The organism is Neorhizobium sp. PAMB6716 (genome assembly GCF_058242805.1).
Genome location: NZ_CM177835.1, coordinates 2,812,041 through 2,836,594 on the forward strand (window position 1 = coordinate 2,812,041; position 24,554 = coordinate 2,836,594).

20 protein-coding genes and 1 tRNA gene are annotated in these 24,554 nt (G+C 60.5%); 5 read left to right on the top strand and 16 right to left on the bottom strand.

Annotated elements, in window-relative coordinates; genetic code table 11:
- Nucleotides 1–127 precede the first annotated feature (127 nt).
- The 11 genes from fliF to AC4CWH_RS13770 form a co-directional block, all read right to left on the bottom strand.
- Complete coding sequence (gene fliF / locus AC4CWH_RS13720) at nucleotides 128–1,807, bottom strand: flagellar basal-body MS-ring/collar protein FliF (protein ID WP_491282616.1); 1,680 nt, start codon at nucleotides 1,805–1,807, stop codon at nucleotides 128–130.
- 122 nt (nucleotides 1,808–1,929) lie between these two features.
- Nucleotides 1,930–2,319, bottom strand: coding sequence for a chemotaxis protein CheT (cheT, locus tag AC4CWH_RS13725; protein WP_491319167.1), 390 nt, complete (start codon nucleotides 2,317–2,319; stop codon nucleotides 1,930–1,932).
- 11 nt (nucleotides 2,320–2,330) lie between these two features.
- The gene (cheD, locus tag AC4CWH_RS13730; protein WP_491282618.1) at nucleotides 2,331–2,888 is read right to left on the bottom strand and encodes a chemoreceptor glutamine deamidase CheD; all 558 of its coding nucleotides are present in this window, start codon (nucleotides 2,886–2,888) and stop codon (nucleotides 2,331–2,333) included.
- Nucleotides 2,885–3,274, bottom strand: coding sequence for a response regulator (locus tag AC4CWH_RS13735; RefSeq protein WP_491282619.1), 390 nt, complete (start codon nucleotides 3,272–3,274; stop codon nucleotides 2,885–2,887). The genes cheD and AC4CWH_RS13735 overlap by 4 nt, the downstream gene beginning before the upstream one ends.
- Nucleotides 3,275–4,315 carry a protein-glutamate O-methylesterase CheB gene (gene cheB, locus AC4CWH_RS13740; protein ID WP_491282620.1) on the bottom strand — a complete coding sequence of 347 codons (1,041 nt, stop codon included), beginning with the start codon at nucleotides 4,313–4,315 and terminating at the stop codon, nucleotides 3,275–3,277.
- Nucleotides 4,312–5,220, bottom strand: a complete 909-nt coding sequence (gene cheR, locus AC4CWH_RS13745; protein ID WP_491282621.1) for a protein-glutamate O-methyltransferase CheR — start codon at nucleotides 5,218–5,220, stop codon at nucleotides 4,312–4,314. The genes cheB and cheR overlap by 4 nt, the downstream gene beginning before the upstream one ends.
- Nucleotides 5,217–5,684, bottom strand: a complete 468-nt coding sequence (locus tag AC4CWH_RS13750; RefSeq protein WP_491319168.1) for a chemotaxis protein CheW — start codon at nucleotides 5,682–5,684, stop codon at nucleotides 5,217–5,219. The genes cheR and AC4CWH_RS13750 overlap by 4 nt, the downstream gene beginning before the upstream one ends.
- 17 nt (nucleotides 5,685–5,701) lie before the next feature.
- Complete coding sequence (locus AC4CWH_RS13755) at nucleotides 5,702–7,990, bottom strand: chemotaxis protein CheA (RefSeq protein ID WP_491319169.1); 2,289 nt, start codon at nucleotides 7,988–7,990, stop codon at nucleotides 5,702–5,704.
- Nucleotides 7,991–8,010: 20 nt separating this feature from the next.
- Nucleotides 8,011–8,376 carry a chemotaxis response regulator CheY1 gene (cheY1, locus tag AC4CWH_RS13760; protein WP_210103599.1) on the bottom strand — a complete coding sequence of 122 codons (366 nt, stop codon included), beginning with the start codon at nucleotides 8,374–8,376 and terminating at the stop codon, nucleotides 8,011–8,013.
- Entirely contained in the window at nucleotides 8,373–8,672 is a 300-nt protein-coding gene (locus tag AC4CWH_RS13765; protein ID WP_491282624.1) for an STAS domain-containing protein, read from the bottom strand. The genes cheY1 and AC4CWH_RS13765 overlap by 4 nt, the downstream gene beginning before the upstream one ends.
- 86 nt (nucleotides 8,673–8,758) lie before the next feature.
- Entirely contained in the window at nucleotides 8,759–10,390 is a 1,632-nt protein-coding gene (locus tag AC4CWH_RS13770; RefSeq protein ID WP_491319170.1) for a globin-coupled sensor protein, read from the bottom strand.
- 1,043 nt (nucleotides 10,391–11,433) lie between these two features.
- On the opposite strand from AC4CWH_RS13770, the gene mprF reads away from it, so the two are divergent.
- The 5 genes from mprF (at nucleotide 11,434) to AC4CWH_RS13795 (ending at nucleotide 18,464) form a co-directional block, all read left to right on the top strand.
- The gene (gene mprF, locus AC4CWH_RS13775; protein WP_491319171.1) at nucleotides 11,434–14,037 is read left to right on the top strand and encodes a bifunctional lysylphosphatidylglycerol flippase/synthetase MprF; all 2,604 of its coding nucleotides are present in this window, start codon (nucleotides 11,434–11,436) and stop codon (nucleotides 14,035–14,037) included.
- Nucleotides 14,034–15,413, top strand: a complete 1,380-nt coding sequence (locus tag AC4CWH_RS13780) for a virulence factor family protein (RefSeq protein WP_491319172.1) — start codon at nucleotides 14,034–14,036, stop codon at nucleotides 15,411–15,413. The genes mprF and AC4CWH_RS13780 overlap by 4 nt, the downstream gene beginning before the upstream one ends.
- Nucleotides 15,414–15,658: 245 nt before the next feature.
- Nucleotides 15,659–16,291, top strand: coding sequence for a TerC family protein (locus tag AC4CWH_RS13785; protein WP_491282628.1), 633 nt, complete (start codon nucleotides 15,659–15,661; stop codon nucleotides 16,289–16,291).
- A gap of 121 nt (nucleotides 16,292–16,412) precedes the next feature.
- A complete protein-coding gene (locus AC4CWH_RS13790; protein WP_491319173.1) occupies nucleotides 16,413–17,621 on the top strand; it encodes a TIGR03862 family flavoprotein in 1,209 nt (402 codons plus the stop codon).
- Nucleotides 17,622–17,921: 300 nt separating this feature from the next.
- The gene (locus tag AC4CWH_RS13795) at nucleotides 17,922–18,464 is read left to right on the top strand and encodes a chemotaxis protein CheD (protein ID WP_491321434.1); all 543 of its coding nucleotides are present in this window, start codon (nucleotides 17,922–17,924) and stop codon (nucleotides 18,462–18,464) included.
- A 152-nt stretch (nucleotides 18,465–18,616) separates the two neighbouring features.
- Here AC4CWH_RS13795 and AC4CWH_RS13800 read toward each other — a convergent pair whose 3' ends face one another.
- The 5 genes from AC4CWH_RS13800 to AC4CWH_RS13820 form a co-directional block, all read right to left on the bottom strand.
- A complete protein-coding gene (locus AC4CWH_RS13800) occupies nucleotides 18,617–19,996 on the bottom strand; it encodes an enoyl ACP reductase FabMG family protein (protein WP_491319174.1) in 1,380 nt (459 codons plus the stop codon).
- A gap of 580 nt (nucleotides 19,997–20,576) precedes the next feature.
- Nucleotides 20,577–21,602, bottom strand: a complete 1,026-nt coding sequence (locus AC4CWH_RS13805; RefSeq protein WP_491282632.1) for a hydroxyacid dehydrogenase — start codon at nucleotides 21,600–21,602, stop codon at nucleotides 20,577–20,579.
- Nucleotides 21,603–21,963: 361 nt separating this feature from the next.
- Nucleotides 21,964–23,154, bottom strand: a complete 1,191-nt coding sequence (gene fdhA, locus AC4CWH_RS13810; RefSeq protein WP_491319175.1) for a formaldehyde dehydrogenase, glutathione-independent — start codon at nucleotides 23,152–23,154, stop codon at nucleotides 21,964–21,966.
- Nucleotides 23,155–23,629: 475 nt separating this feature from the next.
- A complete protein-coding gene (locus AC4CWH_RS13815) occupies nucleotides 23,630–23,992 on the bottom strand; it encodes a hypothetical protein (RefSeq protein ID WP_491321435.1) in 363 nt (120 codons plus the stop codon).
- 355 nt (nucleotides 23,993–24,347) lie between these two features.
- A tRNA-Thr gene (locus AC4CWH_RS13820) sits at nucleotides 24,348–24,422 on the bottom strand.
- Between the last annotated feature and the right edge of the window lie 132 nt (nucleotides 24,423–24,554).

Here is a 24,554-nt window from a genome sequence, read left to right on the forward strand (position 1 = left end):
GTTTTCCTAAAAAGCTTTTGCCCAACGCGCGCAAAGCTGTCGGTCAACCTACGGTATAAACACACCATAAGCAAAAGGCCGGCAAAGCCGGCCTTCGTTATCACGGTATCGTGATCGCATTGGGAACTTACGCAGCGCGGTCGACCGCCCATTTGCGCAGGATCTTGGCAGCGCGCTCCTCGCTGATCTCCACCATGCGGGCAAGCCGCTTTTCCGGGCCTTCCTTGACGCGGCGGTTGAAGCCGCCGTTCGGATCGTCGCCACCGCCGAACACATCGTCTGCGCTGTCGAATCCGAAGTCGGAGCCGAAGCCGTCCATGAGGGAGGGGCTTGCGCCGCCCGGCGAGAAATCAGGCAGCTCAAGACCTGCCGCCTCGGGCGCTGCTTCACCGGCAACCACAGTACCGGTCACACTGCGCACCACGGGGCGGACACCGAGCCAGACGACCACGAAGGCGACAGCGACGAAGGCGAGCGAGTTGATGATGCCGCCCATATTGCGCATCAGCATTTCCGAAATGCCGGGACCGGTGACGGCCTCGTCGAGCAACTGCGTTTCGAGGAAGTCCATCGCCGTCACGGTGACCACGTCGCCGCGCTCGACATTGACGCCGGCCGCCGTCGTGACAATCTTCTGCATCTCGGCCAGATAGGCATCGATCTTCTGCTGGTCTGCCGGTTCGCCGACCATCTTGGCAATGCGACCTTTGTTGACGACCACGGCAATCGACAGTTTTTCCACGACATAGCTGTTGCGGGTGGTGGCGGTGGTCTTGGAATTGATCTCGTAATTGGTCTGCTCTTCCTTCTTGTCGGTCTCATCCGACGATTCCGGGCCTGCATTGCCACCGCCCTGCGGGGCAGCCTGAGGCACGTTCTGCTCCACGGTTGCGGCGCTGTCAGACTGGCGCTGCTGCGACTTCTGCGCCTCTTTCGTCACCTTGACCGAGCGCTCGACACGCGATTCCGGATCAAACACGGTTTCCTGGATCTGCTGGCTGTCGGTGTTGAGGGCGGCCGTCGCGCTGGAGCGAAAATTGTCCATGCCAAGGAAAGGAGCGAGCGCCTTGTCGATATTGCTTTCGATTTCCTGCTGCACGCTCTGGACGACATTCATCGAACGGTTGAGCGCGTTGTTTCCATATTCGTCGCCGGAGGCAAGCAACTGACCGGTGGAATCGAGAATGGTGACGTCATCGACTTCGAGCGCCGGGACGGCAGCGGCCACGAGATGACGGATGGAAGCGGCCGCCTTGCGGCCGGTTTCGCTGGACGCGCGGATCATCACCGATGCCGTCGGCTTTTGCCCGACGCGGCGGAAACTTCCAACGTCAGGCATGACGATATGGACGCGGGCGGCGGCAATGCCGCTGATCTGCTGGATGGACCGGCCGATTTCGCCTTCCAGTGCCCGCACGCGCGTCACTTCCTGCATGAAGGAGGTGAGACCGAGCGAGCCGACATTGTCGAACAGCTCGTAGCCGGCATTGGTGCTGTTGGGCAGGCCGCGCTCGGCCAACATCAGCCGTGCCTTGCTGGTCATGCCGGCGGCAACCTGGATGCTCTTTCCGTCGGCGCCTGCCTGGAAATCGATGCCGGCCTCGGCCAGCGCCGTGCTGACCTGGTTAAGGTCAGCCGTTTCCAGTCCGACATACAAGGCTTCATAGGAAGGCTTGTTGACGTAAAGCGCCGCGGCAATGACGATCGCCATCGACACCATGCCGACACCGGCCATGGTCAATAGCTTGGTCTGCCCGAGCGAACCGAGATTTTTAAGGATTTGTGGAAATTGAGCTAACAGATTCATTCTGTTCCCGCACCGTCAAAAAGGAAAAAAGAGCCCTTTGCCCAACTGCAACCTAACGCGCGAAGCTTGTGCGAGCGTTTCGCGGTTGCGGGGTGACGGTGTTATTCCAACAGCTTGCGCCGTCAGAAGAAGTCGAAGTCTCCGGCAGCCTTGGTAAGCGGCTGCGAATGTCCGTGGCGCATGCCTTTGGTCAGCGCCTTGTGCATGTCGGCCAGCTTGACGAGGCTGAGCGCCGTTGAAACATCCACTTCCCACTCATCGGGAATGGTGCTGGTAATGGTATCGATGAACTCGGCAAGCCCGCGCGTCTTCTGCACGGCCAGGTCTATGCCCTGCAGCACCTTCATGCTGTCGGGTGAATGCAGGATGGCTGCGCCACCCACTTCGAGAAGCTGCGGCTCGACGCGCTCGATGAGATAGGCCACGTCGTAAAGCTCCGAAACGATCCGCATCAGGACCTCCGGCAGTTTCTCGTCAAGCGAAGCAGATGGCTGCGAATTGATATCGGTCATTGCTTCCTCGGTTAAAAGAACTCGATCGAACTCTCGACGGGCTTTGCAGGCTTGGCAGGACGCTGCTGTTCCATCGCCACCGTCTTTTGTGTTTCGGCACCGGTCAAAGGATAGGCACGCGCACGGCCGCTGGCCGGCCAGTATTCCAGCTTGCGGCCGAACTCTCCCCCGGTGGAAGAGCCGACCACGGTAATGCCTTCGTCGCGCAGGAACTGCAGCGCAAAGGCCGCGTTCTGTTCGCCGACATTGGAAAAGGTGGCAATGGTCTTTGCGCCGCCGAAGATCTTGGCTTCCAGTCGCTCGCGCCGCCCGCCGCGTTTGAGGATGCCGTTGATCAAAAGCTCCATCAGATGCACGCCGTAGCGGGACATGTCCCCGCCCGACATGCCACCCGGACCATTGCCGGGCAGCAGGAAGTGGTTCATTCCACCAACGCCTGCCACCGGATCCCGTAGGCACGCAGCCACGCAGGAGCCCAGGATCGTCGTAATGACGGCATTGGGTTCATCCGTTACCTTGTATTCGCCCTGGATGATGTTCATCCGTTTGGCTGCGGCCATTTCACTCATTTAAGCGCTCCGAACACCGCCTCGATGGCAGCTTTCATCTTTTCGATCGTAAACGGCTTGGCCAGCACATTGTTGGCGCCGAGCTGGGCGGCCTTCTGCACCAGCGCCCGGTCGCCCTGCGCGGTCAGAATAATGAAGGCCGCCTTCTTGGTCGCCGGGTTGGTGCGCACGGCCTGGAGCAGGCCAAGCCCGTCCATCTTCGGCATGTTGAAATCCGAGATCACCAGGTGATGTGGCTGCTCGGCCATGATCTTCATGCCCTGCTCGCCATCGCCTGCGGATGTGATCTGCTTGAAGCCGAGTTGTGTCAGGGCGTCGCTGAGCAGCAACCGGCTCGTCACCTGATCATCCACGATCAGAACTTTGATTTTTTCAGCGAGAGACATTTATTCGGTACCTTCTTTTCGGGCAGCGGTTAATTTCAAGATTTCGTCACCGATCGCGCCGAGCGGCATCTGCTGCTCGACCGCTCCTATTTCCTGTGCGACCCGTGGCATGCCGTAGACGACGCATGTCCTCTCGTTCTGGCCGATCGTGCGGGCGCCCGCGCCACGCATCTTCAGCAGTCCGGAGGCCCCGTCCCGGCCCATGCCGGTCAGGATCACGCCCACGGCGTTACGTCCGGCAAGGTCTGCCACCGAATCGAACAGGACATCCACCGAGGGACGGTGGCCATTGACGGGATCACGTTCGACGAGCCGGCAGCAGGGCGCGGAAGCGTTGGACACCTGCAGGTGGCGCTCCCCGCCCGGCGCGAGATAGATCTTGCCGATCTCGAGCCTTGCGCCATCGGTTGCCTCATGCACCACGGGAGCACAGATACGATTAAGCCGTTCTGCAAAACTTTTGGTAAACGCCGGCGGCATATGTTGCGTAATGACCGTCGGTGGGCAATTCTTCGGGAATTTTTGCAACACCGCGATCAGCGCCTCGACACCGCCCGTGGACGAACCGATGGCGACGATCTTGCGGCCGACGCGGTAATCCAGCGAAGGTGCCAGCATCGGCTGCGTCGACTGTACGGAGCGACCACGCTTGGAGCGTGCCGCAGCCTTGACCTTTTCCGCCAGATCGCCAAACGGGCGCGCATCGCCCGGCACCGGCTTGCTGACGCAATCGAAGGCGCCGATTTCGAGCGCGGCAAGCGTTGCATTGGCCCCCTGGTGCGTCATGGTCGAGACCATGATGACGGGCATCGGCCGCAGCCGCATGATCTTTTCCAGAAACTCCAGCCCGTTCATATTGGGCATCTCGATGTCGAGCGTCACCACGTCGGGGTTGAGCTGCTTGATGGCAGCCCGCGCCTCATGTGCATCGCCGGCCTGGCCGATGACATTGACCTCCGGATCGGAGTTGAGGACAGCCGTGATGAGACCCCGCATGGTCGGCGAATCATCGACAACAAGAACGCGCGCCGGCATGCTCATGTGCTCCTCCCGGCGGTCTTGCCTGTGTAGCGGTAGGTGGTGATCCCGATATTGTCGAACAGGTTCTTGGCATCGCCCGTCACCCGCTCGGAATGGCCGATATAGAGATGGCCGCCGACCGGGAGCAGCGAGGAAAAGCGCGACCAGATTTTCGTCTGGGTCGGCTCGTCGAAATAGATGACGACGTTTCGGCAGAAGATCACGTCGAAATTGCCCTTGAACGGCCACTGCGCCATGAGGTTCAGCTCGTTATAGGTCACGAGCTTCTTGACCTTGTCATCGATCTGGAACTTGCGGCGCCCGTCGATCTGCACCTCTTTGAAATACTGCTTGCGCATCGCCGGCGACACGGTTTCCAGCGCGTTTTCGTCATAGGCACCGGCACGGGCAAGCGCCAGGATCTTCGGGTCGATGTCGGTTGCGAGGATACGGAAGTCATAGTCCACGGCGTTGGGCAGAAGCGACATGACGGTGAGCGCGATCGAATAGGGCTCCTGGCCGTCCGAGGAGGCAGCAGACCAGATGCGCACGCGTCCGCCGCTCTTGGCGCGCGCGATCAGCCCCGGCAGAACCTCGTCGCGCAGGTGTTCGAAATGGTGGTTTTCCCGGAAGAAGCGGGTGAAGTTCGTCGTCAGATGCGACAGCATCTCGCGACGGGGGGCGGCCCCTTCCGGCGACGAGACCAGCGCGCAATACTCGCGAAAGCCGCGAAGGCCCAGGTTGCGGATATGCTTGGACAGCCGCGAATAAACCAGCGAAGCCTTCGTATCGTTGAGATAGATGCCGGCGTCGCTGTAGATCATAGCGGCAATTTCGGTGAGGTCGCGGCGGGTCAGCGGATATTCCCCGCTGGCCAGGACCTCGTCCGGCGATTGCTTGCTATCGAGAATGCCGAGGGCCTTCATGCGACTTCGCTTTCGGTTTCTGGGAAGAGCGCATCCAGATCGATCAGGCAGATCATCCGCTTGTCGATGGACAGGATGCCTCTGGCATACTGTTTCTCAAGCTCGGATGAGACTTCCGGCACGGGCTGGATGTTCTCGTCAGTCACGGTCAGGATGTCGGACACGGCTTCAACCAGCAGCCCGACAACCCGTTTTTTGACCTGCGCCACGATAAAGACATGGCGCTGGGTCGGTTCTGCTTTGCGCATGCCAAGGCGTGCGGAAAGGTCGATGATGGGCAGAACGGCGCCGCGAAGGTTGATCACCCCCATGACGTAGGAGGGTGAGTGGGGAAGTGCCGTGGCTTTGGTCCAGCCGCGAATTTCCCGCACCGACATGATGTTGACGCAAAATTCCTGATCGCCGATGCGGAAAGCGATCAGCTCCCGGCTTCCTTGCGCAAGATTTTTCACGGCGTACGACATGCTTCAGAACCCGTCCGTTAACCCGTTGCCGCCAGAGACATGTCGGACTTCATGCCGCTGTCCTGGCGCAGCGACTGACCGCGCGAGGCGGCCACCACCGCGTCCACATCCAGGATGAGCGCGACACGCCCGTCGCCCAGAATGGTGGCGGCGGCAATGCCGGGAACATGGGTGTAATTGGCTTCGAGCGACTTGATGACGACCTGGCGCTGGCCCTGGATGGCATCCACCATCAGCGCGCGCTGGCCACCACCTTCCGATTCCACCAGAAGTGCCACACCTTCGACCGGATTGGCCTGCGTGCCGCGGAAATTGAGGATACGGCCGACATCGACAAGCGGGCAGAAGGAATTGCGGATCGAGATCAGCCGCTGGTTGGCACCGAAGGAATGGATGGCCGAGGCTTCCGGCTGCAGCGTCTCGACGATGGCGGTCAACGGCACGACAAGCGTCTGGCCGGCAACCGTCACCACCATGCCGTCGAGAACGGCAAGCGTCAGCGGTAGGCTCATGGTGAAGGTTGAGCCATGGCCCGGTCGCGAAGAGATCGAGATACGACCGCCGAGTGCCTGGATCGACCGCTTGACCACGTCCATGCCGACGCCGCGGCCGGAAATGTCGGAAATCTTGTCGGCGGTGGAGAAGCCCGGCATGAAGATGAGGTTGTCGATTTCCTCGTCCGTCAGGTTGGAATCGGCCGCGATCAGGTCGTTGTCGATGGCCTTCTGGCGCACACGTTCGCGGTTGATGCCGGCGCCGTCATCGGCAAGCTCGATGACGATACGGCCCGAACGATGTTTTGCGGTGAGCTTGACGGTGCCTTCCGGGTTCTTGCCGGACGCCTCGCGCTTTTCGGGGCTTTCGATGCCGTGGTCGACGGCATTACGGATCATGTGGGTCAGCGGCTCGGCCAGCTTGTCGATGACCGTCTTGTCCACTTCGGTGTTTTCACCTTCGGTGACGAGGCGGATCGACTTGCCAACCATGTCGGCCACTTCGCGAACGATACGCGACATGCGCTGGAAGACCGGCTTCACCGGCTGCGCGCGGATGGCCATGACCGAGTCCTGGATCTCGCGGGTGAGCTGTTGCAGCTCTTCCAGGCCCATGTTGATGGCCGACGTGCCGGTCGTGTCGTTTTCGATGACGCTCTGCGACAGCATGGCCTGGTTGATGACCAGCTCGCCGACAAGGTTGATCAGGCGGTCGACGCGGTCGAGATCGACGCGGATGGTCTGGCCGGCGCTGTTGGCAGCGTTTGCCGCATTGGCCGCGGCAGCAGCGGCGGCGGCCGACTGGCTTTCCTTCTTTTCGACGCGGGCAGCAGCCGCTGCAAGCTTCGTGACGTTGCTGGCAGTTTCAGCGGCGTGAACGGCATCGGCTGCGGCATGATCGTCGCCATTGTCCTGATCGTCATCGCCGGCATCATCGTCCAGCGCCGACAGGTCGAACGGCACCGGCACCATCGGCAGCTCTTCCGTCGCAACCTGGGCCACCTTGACGTCGAGGTCGCAATCCCATTCGGCAAATTCGAACACCGAGCGGACATCCTGCTCGTTCTTGTCCGTCTTTACGGAAATGGTCCAGGAGAAATAGGCCTCTTCCGGATCGAGTTTTTCGAACGCAGGCAGGGTAGACGTATCGCAGTTGATGCTCATTTCACCGACGCGCGACAGGTCGCGCAGCAGCAGGGCTGCTTCATTGCCCTTGGCGTAAAGCTCGCGGCGCGGCTTGAACTGCACCTCGAACGTGGTGGGCTCCATCAGCGTTTCTTCTTCGCCGCCGAACCCGTCGAAGGTAAACGGGATGGGCTGGAAGCCGCTGTCATCCGTGGGGGCGGCAGCGGGCGCCGGTGCGGCCTTGGCCGCGGCCGGTTTGGCGGTCGGCTTTGCCGGTTCGGCAGAGCTGCCACCGGAGGGCATCTCGCCACGGGCGAGCGCCTCCAGTTCCTTGACGAGGCCACGGCTTCTGCCCTCGTCGACACTGCCACCGTCACGCGATGCCGTCACGAGGTCGGCGAGCACGTCGGCCGACTTCAGCATCACCTTCAGGACATCCTGGTTGGGCTCCAGTTTGTTGGAGCGCACGCAATCGAGCGTTGTCTCGAAGACGTGGGCGAACGAAACCAGGTCATCAAGTCCGAATGCGCCTGCGCCCCCCTTGATCGAGTGGACCGCACGGAAAACGGCATTTACCGTTTCCGGGTCACGGTCGCCATCATTCAGCTTGAGAAGACCAGATTCCAGTTCAGCGAGTTGCTCTTCGCACTCCTGGAAGAAGATCTCTTTGATTTCGTTCATATCCATCGGAGAAATTCCCGGTTGGTTCAGGCGGTTACACGCTCGATCGCATCAATCAGCTTGACCGGATCGAAAGGCTTGACGATCCAGCCGGTCGCCCCGGCCTGGCGGGCGCGGTTCTTCTTTTCCGCGTCGCTTTCGGTGGTCAGCACGAGGATCGGAACGGCGCGGTAACGTTCGTTGCGGCGCACGCCTTCGATAAAGCCGAAGCCATCGAGACGCGGCATGTTGATATCGGTGACGATGACATCGGGATTGCAATCCTCGAGAACTTCGAGGCCTTCAACACCGTCTTCTGCCTGGATCGTTTCGAAGCCGGCATTGTTCAAGGTCACCAGAAGCATGTTCCGGATCGTCCTTGAATCATCCACTGTAAGTACTTTCTTCTTCACTGCCTGATCTCCTTCGCGAGCAGATTTTCTATATTGATGCCGATGAGCTGCATGGTCTTGCGGAACGCATCGGAAACTTTTTCGAAGACGAACGTCTTCTTGTCTTCCTCCCACGCGGCTGCGGCAGCCATCAGAACCTGCACGCACTGCACGCCCATCCGCTCGACGCCCGATGCATCAATCTGAACGTCGCTGCCGCGCATGTTGGTCAGTTGGCCATGCAGAACCGATGCCTCGTTGAGGTCCAGCACTGAAACCAGCTTCAGACTGCCCTTCACTGCCTTCTTGCCTGCCATTCCTTTGTTCCTCATCGTTGCCAGTCACACGCGCGTGGCTTCTGCCATCGCTTGGTAGTCAAGGTCCGGCCGGAGCCGGTTGGTCGTTACCGGCCAAAGCCGGCCATCTGCGCCGGCAGAAAAAGGGCGGCGGAGTGCATCATGTCGTCACCCCTGCCTTCCTCTTTGCCGTCGGTTTCATTGCCCGCGTCCTGCGGTCTTTCCGACCAGACCCTCTGGCCGGTTCTCACCTCGCGCTCGATGCGGAATTCCCGCACCGTGCGGCCAAGCTCCAGAATGACGGTCTGCAGGGCGTCGGCGCCCTCGCCGATCCGGGCTGCAAACTCAGCACCCGCGGCCACCCGCCCATCGAGCGCCAAAATTTCTCCGGCCACCCGCTGAAGGCCATCGGCCTGTTCGCCGGTTGCCCGCGCAATGCCGGCGATCGCCGCATTGATATCGGTGACCTGATGCACGATGCCGCCGATGGCATCCTGCGTACGGGACACCATCTTCACGCCCGCATCGACCTGCGATTTCGTGCCGGTCACCAGCTGCTTGATTTCGCGCGCCGCGTCCGCCGAACGCTGGGCAAGTGCGCGCACTTCCTGGGCAACGACCGCAAATCCGCGCCCCGAATCCCCGGCGCGCGCCGCCTCGATGCCGGCATTCAGAGCCAGAAGATTGGTCTGAAAGGCGATCTCGTCGATGACACCGATGATCTGGCCAATCTTTTCGGCGGACTGCTCGATATCGGACATGGCGGCAATCGCCCGGCCAACGACCGCGCCGCTTTCTTCTGCCGAACGGCGCGTTTCCGCCACGGCCTTTTCGGCTGCGGCCGTCTCGCCGGCGCTCAACCGCACCTGTTCGGCAAGACCCGCCACGTCGCGTGCAGCCGTGCCCAGATCCTCGCAGGTCTGGCGGGCGGCCGAGGCTGCCTGCTGGCCTTGCTCGGCAACCAATGTGGCAAGCGCTTCAGCCGTCCGAAGCTTTTCCGAAATGGTTGCGAAAGAGGCGGAGATGGCCTCCATTGCCTGGTCGAGCAGCGCCGACAGTTCGCCGTAGACGTCCGGCCGCTCGGCTGCCACCCGCACCGTCAGATCACGGTCTGCAAGGTGTGTGGCAAAGGGTCCGAACAGATTGTTGGCTTCCGCCTGATCCTTTTCGCGCTGCGCAACAAGCGCCCGCTGATGCTTGAGGCGCAGTTCGTTGATCCGCAGCGACACGGCGATCTCGACATCGACCATGACAAGACGGATCACAGCCTTGATGGCATCGGAAGCATCGCGTTCGCGCTTGCGGCCTGCCGGCAGCAGCGATTTCGAGGTCAGCTCTCCAATAAGACAGCCGACGAGATTTTCCAGCATTACCGCGTGACCGGCAATATGCCAGCGCGGATCAAGGCCCATACGGCCCTCCGCATCGGACAGAACCTTCACCCGTTCGGCGTAGAGCGCGTCAAACCGTGCATCCGTCAGCACACTCCAGTGCGAGGATTGCAGGTCGTGCAGGCGGCCCAGCTGCTGGTCGTTTTCAAAATGGCGCATGGCCTCCGGCGAGGATTGCAGGCGGTGGAAGAAGTCGCGCAATCCGTCCTTCAGGCAGGTTTCCAGCGTCGGACGAAACCGGCGCAGCAGGTCACAGGCATCTGCATCGAGGCCGGCGAATGAAAGCCGCTCGCGCAGGCCGCCGGCCTGTGCTTTTCGTGCTTGATCCGATGGCGTTTCGTGAGCCAAGGCCCGTCCCCATATGCGACCAGCCCCCTGAGTGGGACCGGCGTTAAACCCCTCGATCACGGCCGCAGGGGTTTCCCCTTGTCGGTCGCGCATGCCATTTCCGGTCGCGTGGACAGCGTATCCGGGTAAACACCCGTTCGCCGTGCCAGAGGCCGTCTGAACCCGCCCGGTTGACGATGACCGCAACGGCGCAAACCGGCGCAAGGACGCGCAATGGCTGCGGGAGCGGACAGGTCAAAGCCATGCGGCTTCCTGAAATTTTGTGGAGAGATACCGGGTTAAAACCGGTACGGCGTGGCGGCATCATGCCTGGAAGGGATCTACCGAAGTCATCCCATTGCGCCGTGTAGGACCATTTGTATGGTTAATTCCTTGCGCGAAAGTTAATGTCGGCCAACAAGCGTGAGGAATTCCTCATCTACGTGTTTTATTCGTCAACAGATGTCAAGTCGCAAGCCACGGGCAAGTCTAGCGGTAGACAATCGGTGTCACCTTGAACATGAAGTCTTATGAGGCGAGCAATGATTGTTCTACACTTGGGGGCCGCGTTGATTGCAGGCCTGATTTTCTTGAGCATGCTGATGACGGCGACAAGCGACCCTCACCGGTCAGCGACAGCCCTGCGCGTTCTCTGACAGCCGACAGGTCGACGACAGCCCGCGCGGCCAGGCTTGGCTCCAAAACGCCGAATACGCCCTCTCCGTGCCAGATCGGAGCATTGCCGGTGGAAGGATCGCAGCTCACCGGAAGGGCACGAACGGCCAACGCGTGGCAAACCGATGCTGCATCGGGCATTTCGACATTCCAGGTGTCCACATCTTCCTGTCGACAGGCTTATCATTCTGTTTTCGCCGCCGCGTTCCGAAAGGAAAAAAGCAAGGAAACTAGCGCCAGACAGAGATTTGCCACATCTTCCCTGCACAGGAAGCCGGCAAAGGCCCTATTTTTGTCCAAGTCGGAGCGAGAGGACTAGCGCGCCGTCGCATTGACGAATAACCGTCATGCACAACGGCTAGAAGCCTAGCCACCGCATCAGGTGCCCGATGACAAGTCCACATTCCCAGACCATTCAGACGGACAAGCCCCGTCACCCGATCATCATGCTGATCGCCCGTTTCCGCCTCTACCTCACCTCCGCAGCGATGCTGGCGGTCTGTTTCATGATGGCTGTCGCCGTCTACCGGCTGACCAATGAAGTGCGCTACGACGAAGTCGTGGCAGCCCTTCAGGATACCAGCTGGCAGGCGATCGGGCTTGCCATGGTCTTTACGGCGCTGAGTTTTGCTGCGTTGATCTACTACGATCTTAATGCACTCGACTATATCGGGCGCAAGCTGCCGGTGCTGCCGGTCGCGGTCACCGCCTTCAGCGCCTATGCCATCGGCAACACCGCAGGTTTTGGCGCGCTGAGCGGCGGCGCCATCCGCTTTCGTGCCTATACGCGCCTTGGCCTGTCGCCGGAAGACGTGGCCCGCGTCATCGCCTTCGTCACGTTCGCCTTCGGGCTTGGCCTTCTCGCCGTCAGCGCCATTGCAGCGCTTGTCACCGCGCCCCGGCTTGCCGACATCACCGGTATCGACCCGCTTTATCTGCGCACTGGCGCCGTGGTGGTGCTTGTCGTGCTGGCCGCTCTCCTGTTTGCCGGGCGCAACGGCCGCAAGATCGAGGTGATGCGCATTCGCCTGCGCCTGCCCGACACGCTGACCTCGTCGCGCCAGTTCCTCATCACCGCCTTCGATCTGGCCGTCTCGGCGTCGGCGCTTTACGTACTTTTGCCGGAAACGCATATCGGCTGGCCATCCTTCTTCGCCGTCTATGCCACAGCCGTCGGTCTCGGCGTGCTGAGCCACGTGCCGGCAGGCCTTGGCGTGTTCGAAGCCGTCATCCTCGGCGCGCTCGGCGGCACGGTCAGCCTCGACCAGCTACTCGGCAGCATCGTGCTTTACCGCATGGTCTACCACGTGCTGCCGCTCACAATCGCCATCATCAGCATCGTGGTGTCGGAAGCACGCGCGCTGGCCAAGCATCCGCTGGCGGGCGATATCGGCAATGTTGCCGTGCGTATCTCGCCACCGCTTCTGTCGGCCTTTGCCCTGATGCTCGGCGCCATGCTGATCTTTTCGAGCGTGACGCCGACGCCGGAAGGCGATCTGGATATCGTCTCCAGCTTCCTGCCGCTCTCGGTCGTGGAAAGCGCGCATTTTCTCTCAAGCCTTCTCGGCCTGGCGCTCGTTATCTCCTCGCGCGGCCTTGCCCAGCGGCTGGACGGTGCCTGGTGGGTGGCGCTCGTTTCGGCGAGCCTTGCCTTTGCCTTTGCCTTCATGCGGGCGCTGGCCCTTGGCGAAGCAACCTTCCTCGGCATCTTCGTCATCGCTCTTCTTTTGAACGCCGGCCGCTTCCGCCGCCCGGCCTCGTTGTTTGGCCAGGTGCTGAGCCTTCCCTGGGTGATGGCGATGCTGGTGATCCTTGCCGGTGCGACCACCATTCTTCTGTTCGTCTACCGCGATGTGGAATACAGCCGCCAGCTCTGGTGGCAGTTCGAATTTTCCGGCGAGGCACCGCGCGGCCTGCGCGCGCTTCTCGGCGTCAGCATCCTCTCCTTTGCCATCGCCGCCTTCAGCCTGCTGCGCCCGGCCTTCCACCACCCCGATCCGCTGACACCGGAGGAGCTGGAAAAGGCCGTTGGCATTCTGGAGGGCCAGGACAATGCCGATGCCAATCTGGTGCGCATGGGCGACAAGCGGGTGATGTTTTCCGATAGCGGCCGCAGTTTCCTGATGTACGGCATCCAGGGCCGCTCGTGGATTTCGCTTGCCGACCCCGTGGGAGACCCGGAGGAACGTGCCGAGATGATCTGGCGCTTTGTCGAACGGGCGCGCGGCGCCGGCGGTCGCGCAGTGCTTTACCAGGTTTCGCCCGATCTTCTGTCATTCTGCGCCGATGCCGGGCTTCGCGCCTTCAAGCTTGGCGAGATGGCGCTGGTCGATCTGGAAAATTTCGATCTCAAGGGAGGCAAGCTTGCCGGCCTTCGCCAGGCGCTGAACAAGGGCCGGCGCGACGGCATGGAATTTTCCGTGCTGGAGACGCATGAGGTGCCCGCCGCCATGGCAGAGCTGAAGGCGGTGTCGGATGGCTGGCTTGCCCACCATGAAACCCGCGAAAAAGGCTTTTCGCTCGGCGCTTTCGAGGAAAACTATGTCGCCTCTCTGCCCGTGGCCGTGCTGCGCAAGGACGGACATATCGTTGCCTTTGCAACGGTGTTCGTCACCGCAAACCGCAGCGAAGGCAGCGTCGATATCATGCGCTTTTCCCCGGATGCCCCAAGAGGCGCGATGGACTTCCTGTTCGTCAGCCTGATGGAGCACCTGAAAAATGCCGGATATACCAGCTTCAATCTTGGCATGGCGCCGCTTTCGGGCATGTCGAAGCGGGAAATGGCGCCGGTCTGGGATCGCATCGGAGGCACCTTGTACGAACACGGCGAACGGTTTTACAATTTCAAAGGCCTGCGCGCCTTCAAATCCAAATTCCACCCGCAATGGCAATCCCGTTACATGGCAGTGGCCGGCGGCACCGGCGTCGTGCTGGCCTTGATGGATGTGACGCTTCTGATCAGCGGCGGCATGCGCGGGGTGGTTGGCAAATGAGACATCTTCTTTTTTCCCTGTCGCTTGCGGCCATGCTTGCGGCAAGCCTACCGGCCGGAGCCCAGGCACAAGGTGCCGCCACCGGCACGCCAAGCTTCGATACGGGCATGATCCCATCGCCGCACATCATCAAGCCTGAGGGCGATGTGAAGGCCAATATCTTCCTGCTTTCCGATGCCGATGGCTGGAACGCCTCGGAGGAAACGCAGGCAAAGGCCCTTGCCGCCAAGGGCGCGCTGGTGGTCGGCATCGACCTGCCATCCTATCTTGCGTCGCTTGGCAAGGATGAAGACGACTGCATCTACATGATTTCCGACGTGGAATCGCTTGCCCAGCAGGTACAGCGCTCGTTTGGAAAGGGCGGCTACCGTTCGCCGATCATTGCCGGCATCGGTGCCGGCGGTGCTGTCGTTCTGGGCATGGTGGCCCAAAGCCCGCCCGCCACCATCGGCCAGGCGATTGCCGTGGACCCCGAGGCCGGCATTGCGCTACCGAAAGTGCTCTGCACGCCCGCCGACAAACGCACCGAAGGCGACCGCACCATCTATGGCCTGACCGATGGCGCACTGCCCTCCCCCGTCAGCATCTATCTCTCCAAGGCGGCAGACGCTGCCGGTCGCGCCCATGCCAAGGAATTGCAGGACGCCCATGACGACATCGACCTTGAAGGCACAGACGATGCGGCTGCCGACGCGCTGATGCAGGCGCTGTCTGACAGCATCGACGCGGCCGGCACCGACGACGAGCCGCTCGGCCTGCCGCTCACCATTCTCGACGCCAAGCCGAAACTCGACACGATGGCGATCATCTATTCGGGCGATGGCGGCTGGCGCGATATCGACAGCGATGTCGGGGCCGTGCTGCAGCAGGATGGCATTCCCGTGGTCGGCGTCGATGCGCTGCGTTATTTCTGGGCGGAAAAGACGCCGGAACAGACGGGCGCTGATCTCAGCCGCATCATCCGCGCCTATCGCAAGCAATGGAATGTCAGCCATGTGCTGCTGATCGGTTATTCCTTCGGCGCCGATATTTTGCCTGCCACCTTCAACAAACTGCCGGAAAACGACCGCGCCAAGGTGACCCAGATGAGCCTGCTGGCGCTGTCGCATGCGGCAAATTTCGAAATTTCCGTCTCCGGCTGGCTGGGCGGACAGGGCACAGGGGCCGGTGGCGATCCGACCAAACAGCTCGAGACCATCGACCCGAAGATTGTCCAGTGCATCTACGGCACCGAGGACGAGGACGATGCCTGCAAGAGCCTTGTCCCGCGCGGTGTCGAAACGCTCGGCATCGACGGAGGGCATCATTTTGACGAGGACTACGAAAAGCTGGCCAAGTACATTCTGGATGCCCTGAAGAAGCGGCTCGGCAAATAAGCCGCGTCTCGCCTCCTTGAAACCCATGCCCATGGCGGCCTTGCCAGGGTAGGCAATCATTGGCCCAACAGCGCTCTGCCGGGCTGAAAAGCGCGGGAGATGGCGTGGCGCGACAATTTCCGCTTGCCATCCCGTTCAAAATATCCTGTAGCCAATCACGTGGACGTGACCGTTCGGGAGCCGGCAGAATATGGCCCTGGCGCGAGCGCTGGACAGCGCCATCAGGCAAAAAGGATAGGTTCATTATGGAAATACTGACTGCTGCGGGCCTTGCCGCACTTTTTCAGGTCATTGCAATCGATCTGGTGCTGGCCGGTGACAATGCCATCGTCATCGGGCTTGCAGCGGCTGGCCTTCCCGTACACCAGCGCCAGAAGGCCATTCTCGTCGGCATCATCGCGGCCACCGTGCTGCGCATCGGCTTTGCCACGATCACCGCCTATCTGCTCGGCATTGTCGGCCTGCAATTGATCGGCGGCCTGCTGCTCGGCTGGGTCTGCTGGAAGATGTGGACCGAACTGCGCGCCGCCGATCACGAAGCGCAGAACGCCATGAGCGATGCCGACGCGGAAATGACGAAGGTGGACAAGACCTTCCTGCAGGCCGCAATACAGATCGTCATCGCCGACGTCTCGATGTCGCTCGACAACGTTCTGGCGGTTGCCGGCGCCGCACAGGACCACACGACGGTGCTGATCATCGGCCTCGTAATCTCCATTGCGCTGATGGGCCTTGCCGCAAACCTCGTCGCCCGCCTGCTGCACCGCTTCCGCTGGATCGCCTATCTGGGCCTTGCCGTCATCGTCTACGTCACCTTCAACATGGTCTATCACGGCCTTGTCGAAGTGCTTCCCTACGTGCAGCAGTGGCTCGCCTGAGCCGCTTTATCCAGAGACCCACGCTCTTTTCCTTAAAGGGCGTGGCATCCGTTCTTGCGCCACAGGGCAGCAAGCAGGCTCGGCATCATGATGCCGACAGGCAGGCCGGGATGGATACGGCATGACACAGAAAAGCATCGCGATCATCGGCGGCGGCCCGGCGGGGCTGATGGCGGCGGAAGTTCTTGCCGCCCGTGGCCATTCCGTTACCGTCTACGACGCGATGCCAAGTTTTGGGCGCAAGTTCCTGCTGGCCGGCAAATCCGGCCTCAACATCACCCATTCGGAAGAGTTTTCAAGCTTTGCCACCCGCTTCGGGGCCGCCAATGCCCGGCTGGCGCGTTCTCTTGAAGCCTTCACGCCCGACGACGTCAGGGCCTGGGCGGCGGGACTTGGCACCGAAACCTTCGTCGGCTCCTCCGGCCGCGTTTTTCCAACCGTCATGAAGGCCTCGCCGCTGTTGCGCGCCTGGCTGAGGCGGCTTGCCGAATCGGGAGTAAAACTCAACCCACGCCACCGCTTCCTGCGCTTTGAAGGCAGAGACCCGGTCTTTTCGACGCCGGACGGAGAACGTGTCATCACCGCCGACGCAACCCTTCTGGCGCTTGGCGGCGCAAGCTGGCCGCGTCTCGGTTCGAATGCCGGCTGGGTCGGGATGCTGCGCGAAAAAGGCGTCGAGATCGCCGACTTCCGCCCCGCCAACTGCGGTTTCGACGTGGCCTGGAGCGAGATCTTTTCCAGCCGCTTTGCCGGAGAGCCGGTGAAATCTGTCACCATGTCCTCGGATGCCGGCACGTTGCAGGGTGAATTCGTGGTGAGCCGGACGGGCGTCGAGGGCAGCCTCGTCTACGCCCATGCCAGCGCGCTGCGCGACAGCCTGGACCAGACGGGCGCTGCCTGCCTGACGCTGGACCTGACCCCCGGTCGCAGCCTTGAAAAACTGACCGCAGCCCTTGCCCGCCTGCCCGCCGGCACAAGCCTTTCCAACCGCCTGCGCAAGGCAGCAGGCCTTGACGGGGTTAAAGCAGCACTGCTGCGCGAATGCGCCCCTGCGCAGGATCTTGCCGATCCGCAAACCTGCGCCAAAACCATAAAAGCTCTGCCCGTGCCCCTCCTGCGCCCCCGCCCGATCGAGGAAGCCATCTCGTCTGCCGGCGGCATCACCTTCGAGGCGCTCGACGACAATTTCATGCTGACCGCCGTCCCCGGCGTCTTTGCCGCCGGAGAAATGCTCGACTGGGAAGCCCCCACCGGCGGTTACCTGCTCACCGCCTGCTTTGCGACCGGCCGCACGGCAGCCAACGGCATGGATGCCTGGCTGCGACGGTAAAGACGACATCGATTTGCAGGAAACATCGGCAGCTGGCTTCAGGCCGGAGACATGACCGAACCCGACCGCAAAGCTAAAACACCGACCAAAATTACATCGCCAAACGGGCTCCATCCAGACAGGACAACACCAACCTGTCCCATTGTGCGGAACACGTTGGTAACCAGATTTTTGAATGATTTTTATCTACAACTTTTATAATGGATTAGATTTGCCTCTCCGTATTACAGTTGAACGTAATGTATTCCTGTTGTGATCGGTACTTTCAAATTGCGTGAAAATTCTGGACTGAATGTCGATATGAATAGTCACGCGAATTACCTCGGTGTTCTCAGGCGTGTTTCGATATCCCAAGGCGAATATCTGGTGCTAGACGACCCCAATGCGGTGATCACCACCGTGCTCGGCTCTTGTGTTGCGGCCTGCATTCGCGATCCTAAACTGGGCATTGGCGGGATGAACCATTTTGTTCTGCCGGAACCCAATACGAAAAGTGGCGCGCCGGTGGGCGGTGATCGGGCGCGCTATGGGCTTCATCTCATGAAGGCGCTGATTGATGCTTTGCTTGAGAGAGGTGCGCATGCTCGTCGATTGGAAGCCAAAGTTTTTGGCGGTGCCAGTCCGTGTAATTCCTATTACAACGTCGGTGAGCGAAACTCTAACTTTGCGATGGCTTTCCTTGCTGAGAGGGGAATTCCAGTCTCTGAAGCACGCTTTGGAGGGCGTTCTGGCTGTAAGCTTGACTTTCACCCCGTGTCAGGACAGGCGAAATATACGCCCTTGAATTCTGCAAAAGCAGAAAGCCCAAAGATCATCGAACTTAAAAGAGTTGTGCCATTTTAAGGGTGCGTTCTTAAGACCCTCGCCCAATCAGGATCGTGTCCCGCTGGCATCGTAACGTTAAAGGGCTACGGCCAAAGCTGGCGCGCGCCGCTTCCTCTCACGCAGGCCCTTTAACGTTACGATGCCAGCCTCCAAGCGAAGCGGGGAAGCCCTCACGCCATCTCTGGGAGCGAGGATTCCATTCCTTGCGCGATCGGCGGCGCGGGAGACTTCGAGTGCGGGTGGGAAGCATTCAGTCGCCGCGCCACGATATCGTGGTTGAGCCACAGGACGGGACCGGAGGGTTCTGAAGATTCTCCAAAAATCAGCTGCCCCGTTGCCTTCACAACGAGACCGCTCAGGAGGTCGCTGATCATCACCTTGCTATTGCGATGCATCTGAGTGATCTCGTTGGACGTGCCGATGGTCAAATCGGCCTGTGCCTGGCTGTTTGCCATGGGCCATGCCGAAAAGTCATAGAACGGACGCATGACCTCGCTGGCCTGCATGTCTGTGATCTTCTGGAACACATCCTCCATGGTGAAGCCATCTGACAGAAGCTGCTGGCAGGCCTGCCACTGCTCGTCTGCCCATGGGCCACCATTTTCTTTCTTCAACGCAAGCAGCAGCGGTATCAGGGGCAGCTCGATACCCGTGAACACATCGGACGAATTGGTCCGGATTTCGGGGCAGTTATAGACAGTTGCCTTGATCCCTGTCGCCCAGGCGTCCTCAGCAATGCCTTCGAGCCGCATCTTCGCATAACCCTGGGTGTAGTTGGTGTAGGTCTGCCAACGATAGCGACCGTCAATGAGGACCGCCGATCCGTGGTAACCATAGGCCGTATATCGCACTTGACCGCCCGAAGCTTCGACGCGCTCGCGGATCGCCGCGCTGAAATCAATGAGATGGCGAAAGGTATTTGCGGAGACGTCGTCAAAATTCTGCAGGATGAGTTTGCCCAAGTCACTGTCGATCAAGGTCTGCGACGACATGTGGCGGGGTCCGGTCCCCTTGTAGATTCGATTGGCGACGACCAGGAATACCTTCGCCTTCGGGATGCCCCCGGCCATGGTGTGGGCAAAGAAGACATTGCGGCCAGCGGCAATCATTCCGTCAAGAACGGTCATGACTTCTGAAAGCGATTCCGTAAAACGCGCCGTGGCGATGTCGCGGCATTGCGCGACATAGTCCCAGTCGAGCTTGTCGTGTTCCCAGCTCTCAAGCGTCATCTTTGCCAGGAGGTCGGTCGGAGTTGGGCCGCCTTCGGGCGCATCGAGATCGAAACCCGCCATAAGAGGAATGTTGATGATCCTGCCGCCCAGCTGGGCCTCCGCCGAAGACAGTTCCTCTGCGTCGAGCGGCCGCAGCGCGTTGTTCTCGTCGCGCCGCCCGACAGTGATCCCCACAATCTCCATTCCTGCCCGCCTGGCTTCCTCGAGCAAGCCGGTGGCGTATCCGCGGCCGAACAATTCGCCGAAGAGTACGAACACATCGCCTTTACGGAACACTGTGTTTTCGGAGAGACGATTCAGTGCAACCGGATTTTCCATGCTGACAGCTCTTTGATTCGTGTGTCGTCGAGCAATGGCCCATACGAGCTTTCAAAGAGACATGACCGCACTGGCACAGAATGGGAACTCATTTTCCGTGACCATTCATTTTAAAGCGTGATGTCGGCCTCTGCTGTTCCTCCAATGCGGCGAAATCCCGAGGAAGTTGGAGATCGGCGCGCCGATACCGAAACACGGTCGCTGGAAACGCTCGTCCCGCGGATGCTTGCGAGGTTATTGGCGCTGTCTGAGGCTCAATATTGGCGCGTTGTTGCCGAAGCCACCTATTCGGCCGCGTTCCGGGCGTGACTGCTCGGACAGCAGACCGACAGTTTCCAGGAACGAACGCGGGGGGCAAGAGCGACCGGCTTGAAGGCGCAAAGCGGAAACGATTTCTGCAACAGGGCGGGCATACGCTTTTGCCCCGTCCGTTCGAGCACGGCCTTTTCCGTCTGGACACCCATATGACACCCGCAGGACGCAACCCCGCGTTATCATCTCTGATGTGCGGCCTCGCACTGTGACCCGCATGACGCCTGGTTGCCATGATCGCGGATCGGGAAGAGACGCGGCTACGTCATCAAGATACGGTCACGGGCTTAGACCTCAGCATGCTGGCCGTTGCAGGATCAGCGCGCCGGCAGAGGCGTGGCGGCAGGCCCTTCATGATGAGTTCGGCATCGGCGACGGCCATCGAGCCCAAGGCATAGAAGGCATCCCGCGTGCCACCTGTCCTGTGCGCCGAGAGCAGAATGCCGGAGGCTTTGCGGACGGGATCATCGGCAGCGACGGGTTCGTCCGGAAACACATCGGTTGCCACCTTGATGTGGCCGGAACCGGCAGCTTCGATCATCGCCGGGAAGTCGACGACGGCGGCGCGGCTCATCAGCAGGAAGGCCGCCCCCGGCTTCATCATGGCAAATTCGCGTCTCCCGATGAACCCCTGGTTCTCGCTGGTGACACTCGCAAAAACGAAGACCACCTGGCTTTCACGCAAGAGGTCCTCCAGCGTCGAGGGCTGGCAATCCAGGCGTTCGACAATCTCATCGGGAAGCCAGGGATCGAACACGCGGACCTTGTTCTTGAACGGGCGAATGAGTTCGCGAAACTCACGGCCGAGGTCGCCGAAGCCGATGATCCCGACCGGGGCCCCGGCAAAACGGAAGGTGTTTGCATTGCCTTCGAGGCCATACCGCTCGACGCCCTGGCGAAAGTCGCGATCCGCCGCGGTGATCCCCCGGGCAAGGTCCAGCGCCATGGCCAGAGACGCCTCCGCGACAGGGGAAGCGAAGGCCGACGCCGGCGTGATCACCCATATCCCGCGCTCGACGCAGGCCTGATAGTCGATGTTAGGCAGGAAATTCGATTCGACGTTGATGATGGCTTTTAGTCTCGGCGCCCTGTCCAGACGCACCCTCGGCATGTCCGTCTGGCCGAAAATGAGCACCGTCTCGGGAAGATACCGCTCGACCTCTTCTGCGGGCATCGGACGATCTTCCGACACGATCACCTCCCCCAGCGCCTCGAGCCGCGCCCTCACCGCCGGTTCCATGATCAGATCGAGTGTTCTGGGCAGTGGATCGACCAGAATGATGTTGCGGCTCATTGTTTCCTCCCTCGAGAATCGTAGCTTGGCAGAAGCTTAACGCGAAAAGCGTATCGCCGGGCAGGCTTCAGCTTCCTGGGCAGTGACGGTCATAAAAAGCCCTCGCCGCCCGCCGGGACTGAAGCCGGCTTGCCGTCCGCACCTTCCAGGCCGCCACCATTTTCAGGGTCTCGACGAGGCTAACGGCATACGCGCTCGCCTCATCCTGAGGGAACGCCCCCGCAGTGACCAGAAAACTGCCCTTCTTGAAGGTCAGAAACGCCCAATCGTCAGGGGATGATAGCGTAGCCGAACCGGCTGCCCTTGCCCGGCCTCTTGGGGCGGAGCAAGGACAGCGCGGGTCGAATGCTGTGAGAGCAGATCAGGCGGCCTTCGTCAGGTCTCCATGGGGATCCAGCACGTATTTGACCGCTGCCCCCTGGTCAAAGCTTTCATAGCCCTCAGCGGCGTCATCAAGTGAAATGATCTTTGCGTTGACGATGTCGGCGATCGGCAGCCGGTCGTGAAGGATGGCTTGCATGAGCTGACGATTGTATTTCAGCACGGGCGTCTGGCCGGTGTGGAAGGACTGGGCCTTCGCCCAGCCGAGACCCAGTCGAAGGGACAGACTGCCAACTTTGGCGGCGTCATCGACCGCACCGGGATCTTCCGTGACATAGAGGCCCGGAATACCGATCGAGCCCGCCGCACGGGTGATCTCCATCATCTGGTTCAGAACAATGGCCGGCTGCTCGCCACCCGAATGTCCGCGCGCTTCGAAACCGACGGCATCGATGGCGCTATCGACCTCATCGGTCCCGATGACCTCAGCGATCATGTCGCCCAGCCGGTCGCTCTTCGACAGATCGATCGGCTCAAAGCCGACCCTGGCGGCATGGGCAAGGCGATCCTTGTTGAAATCACCGATCATCACGACTGCCGCACCAAGAATGCGGGCTGACGCGGCGGCTGCGAGACCGACCGGACCGGCGCCTGCGACATAGACCGTCGATCCGACACCGACCCCCGCCTTCACCGCCCCGTGAAAACCCGTCGGCAGGATGTCGGACAACATCGTCAGATCGCGGATCTTCGAGAGCGCCCTGTCACGATCCGGAAATTTTAGCAGATTGAAATCGGCGTAGGGAACAGTGACGTAACGGGCCTGCCCGCCGATCCAGCCGCCCATGTCGACATAGCCGTAGGCACCGCCCGCGCGTGACGGATTGACGGTCAGGCAGACACCCGTATCCTGCGACTTGCAGCAGCGGCAGCGGCCACAGGCGACGTTGAACGGCACGGAGACGATGTCGCCGATCTCCAGCATTTCGACGTCGATACCTTTTTCGATGACCTCGCCGGTAATTTCATGGCCCAGCACGAGACCTGGCAAGGCTGTCGTGCGACCACGCACCATATGCTGGTCGGAGCCGCAAATATTGGTGGAAATGACCTTCAGGATCACGCCATGCTCGATGCGGCGACCGTTGGGTGCCTCAAGCTTGGGGTCGTCGATGTCTCTCACCTCGACCTTGCCCGGCCGCAAATACACTACACCTCTGTTCCTGCTCATTCCCATTCCTCCTCTGGGTTTTGATGAGAAGCTGCAACTTCTCGCCTGACGGCTCTTTGAACTCGGCAGTTCTTCCGTGTTCAAAATCTTTCCCTCCTCGGAAAGATCATGCCGAACAGACAATGCATCTTGGCCCCATCAGCAGATCATCAACATCACTGTTCGACTGCCGCGACTACGACATGCAGAGACGAAATGGCGACGAACGGCTATTTGCGAAGGGGCCGAACCGGTGCCTCGGCTGTCGCGACCACGCCTCCCATCAACTTTGTGGTACTCGCGGTTCGGGTTCATCCATGCCAGCGCACCGCAGCATGACAGCGTCCCGGCACCTTCCGGCTGCCGCCATCGCACGCTCCAACCGATGTTGAGGCCACGCGCAGGATGACCCCGGAGAGCTACCAGGGATTGTCCTGGCACTGGACGCTCGACGGTGTCGCTGATCCAACGCATGGCAAGAACCGACAGTGTCGGCTTAAACCTCTACAGTCTCACGGACATCGTCCAGGAGAAAATGCACAATCACATAACGCGTCGTATAGGGTCGACCGCTATCGGAGATGCTCTCGACGCTGCCACCGTCTGAGGGATGCCAATTCTGATAGTGGGGGTTGTTGGTAACCAGCGTGATGGCTTTGCCCGAAAACCGCCCATCAAGCTGATAGCGAGCCTCGGCAAGAGGCCAGATTTTCTCGAAATCCTGCTGGCTGATGCGCGCTTTCAAAGCCTTCCTGGATATCGCCTTTCCGGTTGACCCATTCTCGTCAACCATCGGCGGAATCTGAAGGTGAACCTCTTCTGCCTCATCCAACAGAAATGCATATTCGTCTGGCCACATGCGTCTCACGTATCGCTCCTCCCAAAGCTATCCGTCCTTCAACGCAGCGATTGTATCGCTTCTGCTGTAAGAGGCAATGCAGATACGAAACGAGCCATAAAACACCCCGCAGTTCTCCAAACCATCAACGAACCGGGCTGGCATTTCGAGAAAACTGGAAATCAATAGCCTCGTGGCACGGGCTGTCTCATAGCGAGAGTTTGGCGGGCTGCAAACTTTGAATCCGCCACCGGCAGTGTGGCCGAGGCGTGCCCCGAATGCTCGCTGTCACTTCATCAAACCACGTCTGTGAACAAACCATCGACATATCGGTCCGATGGAATGCAAGGGCTTCAACGATATCAATGTGATGGAATGGTGCTGCTAGAGAGATTTGAACTCTCGGCCTCTCCCTTACCAAGGGAGTGCTCTACCCCTGAGCTATAGCAGCATCTGCACCGTCAGTCGTGTCATCGGTGCGGTGAGCGGGCTATTGCCATAGCTTTGCGGGGAGTGCAAGCCGCAAATTCCACTTCGGCGACAAAAGCATTGAATTGCCTGTGGCTCTTTGGGTTTTTCAAGG